This window comes from Stenotrophomonas sp. 05L44_2 (genome assembly GCF_056665995.1).
This window is the reverse complement of sequence record NZ_JBFTNR010000770.1, coordinates 1-1,905: the sequence shown is the minus strand read 5'-3', so window position 1 is coordinate 1,905 and position 1,905 is coordinate 1. Positions and strand designations below refer to the sequence as shown.

Below are 1,905 nucleotides of genomic sequence, written 5' to 3'. Positions count from 1 at the left end.
TGCAGGAATGCCTGCAGCGCTGCGACCCGGTGCRCCTCCAGGCTGCCTGACAGACGCGCCGCGCGCGCCGCGTCATCGGTCAGCCGCACCTGTACCTGGTTGTGGCGGTTGAAGGCAGCCGCCACCTCGTCCAGCCGCTCATCGCGGAACGACACCCGGCGCTGCTGCCAGTCCAGCAGCATGGACATCGGTATTTCCAATGGCTGCACCGCATGGCTGCGGTGATCGACCTGGACCACCTTCCCGGCAGGCAGCTGCGCCAGCCGTCGTTGCCCGCTGCCGGCGGTCCAGACCTCCACCTCGCCGGACACCACGCCGWTGCGCGTACTCTGCAAACGGCGCGAGACATCGAACACGGTGCCGATGTCGCGGATCCGCAGATCGCCAACCTGCACCTCGAACGGCCGGCGATCCGCTGCGATATCGAACGTGGCCTCGCCGCTCAGCAGTTCCACCCGACGGCTGAACCAGCCGATGTTCACCCGCAGACGGCTGTCTGCGTTCAGGCGCACCTGCGTCCGGTCAGCCAGCACCACCTCACGCAGTTGCCCGTGGCCGGCGATCAGCATCTGTTCGCGAGGCATCAGCCACGGCACCAGTCCGGCCACCAGCAACAGGCAGCAGGCCACCGCAGCCACCCGCCTCCAGAGTGGTCGGCGTGATCGCGATGCGACCACGGCGCGCGGCACGGGCACCGGTACGGCAAACAACGGCACGACTTTCGCCGTTGCCGGCAGCTCCGGCAACGCGGCCCTGTCCCCCTGCTCCTGTCCGTACGCCACCATCACCGCGCCTACCTGCCGGTGCACGTGCAGGACATGCAGGTACGCGCGTATGTGTTCGGGAGAGCGCTTCATCCATGCCATGAACTCGATGCGCTGAGCGGCGCTCAGGTCACCCTCGCGGTTGCACAGGAACCAGTGCGCGGCCTGCTCGGCCACCTCGTCATCCATCGCTGCAGGCTCCTGCCGGTTCATCCATCCTTCCCGGCGCCGAGCGCCTTCCTGCAGGCATCCAGTCCCTTGCCGATGTGCTTGCGCACCATGTGCACCGACACATCCAGCTGTGCCCCCACCTGCCGGCAATCCAGCCCATCGCGATAGTGCAGCTCCATCACCCGCCGCGTTGTCGGCGGCAGTTGCGCGATGGCGCCGCGGATTCCGCTCCAGCGCTGCGCCCGCTCGAAATCAGCTTCGATGTCCTCCTCGCTGCGCAGTACCTCGGCCAGCAGGTCGACGTCCTCGATCTGTGGCAGGCCGGAGCGCGAGCGTGCCTGTTCACGCGCCAGGTTGGCAGCCACCGCGAACAGATAGGCTTCGGGGTTCTCGATCGCCTGGGCATCTTCGCCGGTACTGCGCAGCAGCCGCAGGTAGACCTCCTGGGCCAGGTCCTCGGCATCGGCAGCCTGTGAACCACGCCGAAGGAAGAAGCCACGCAGCAGGCGGCGCCGCAAGGCGTAGCTCTTCTCCCAGATCCTGACGCTGTTCACAACCGACCAACCACCCCGAGGCTGGAAAACCCAGCAGGGTGCACACCAACGATGACATCCGCATTGCAGCGCTGCATGGCCAAGCGAAGGTTCGCGCAGACCCAATCGTCGCCCGTCTACCCGCCAGCCGATACGGCGCCTACGCTTGTCTCCTCGGCAGCCACCACGGCCGCCCCCGCGCCACGGACCCGCCGGCGCGACTCCGCTCCAGAGCTGTCGCCCTGCCGGCGGTGCCGTGCAGGTGCAGAACCGGCGCTCTCTGGAGACGCAGCATGAACCAGGCACATTTCCCTCTCGACGCCGATCCGCAGGAAACCCGCGAATGGCGCGAGTCCCTGCAGGCGGTGATCGAGGCCGGCGGCCGCCCCCGCGCGCACTATCTGCTGGACCAGCTCGATGCACTCGATGTGCAGCAG

2 protein-coding genes are annotated in these 1,905 nt (G+C 67.8%); both read right to left on the bottom strand.

All coding sequences use genetic code 11. From position 1 onward, the window contains the following. Positions 1-977, bottom strand: a 977-nt coding sequence (locus tag AC1VAN_RS20415) for a FecR family protein (protein WP_480986594.1), incomplete at its 3' end; no start/stop codon positions are given. Next, entirely contained in the window at positions 974-1,489 is a 516-nt protein-coding gene (locus AC1VAN_RS20410) for an RNA polymerase sigma factor (RefSeq protein ID WP_025878928.1), read from the bottom strand. The genes AC1VAN_RS20410 and AC1VAN_RS20415, both read right to left, overlap by 4 nt. Between the last annotated feature and the right edge of the window lie 416 nt (positions 1,490-1,905).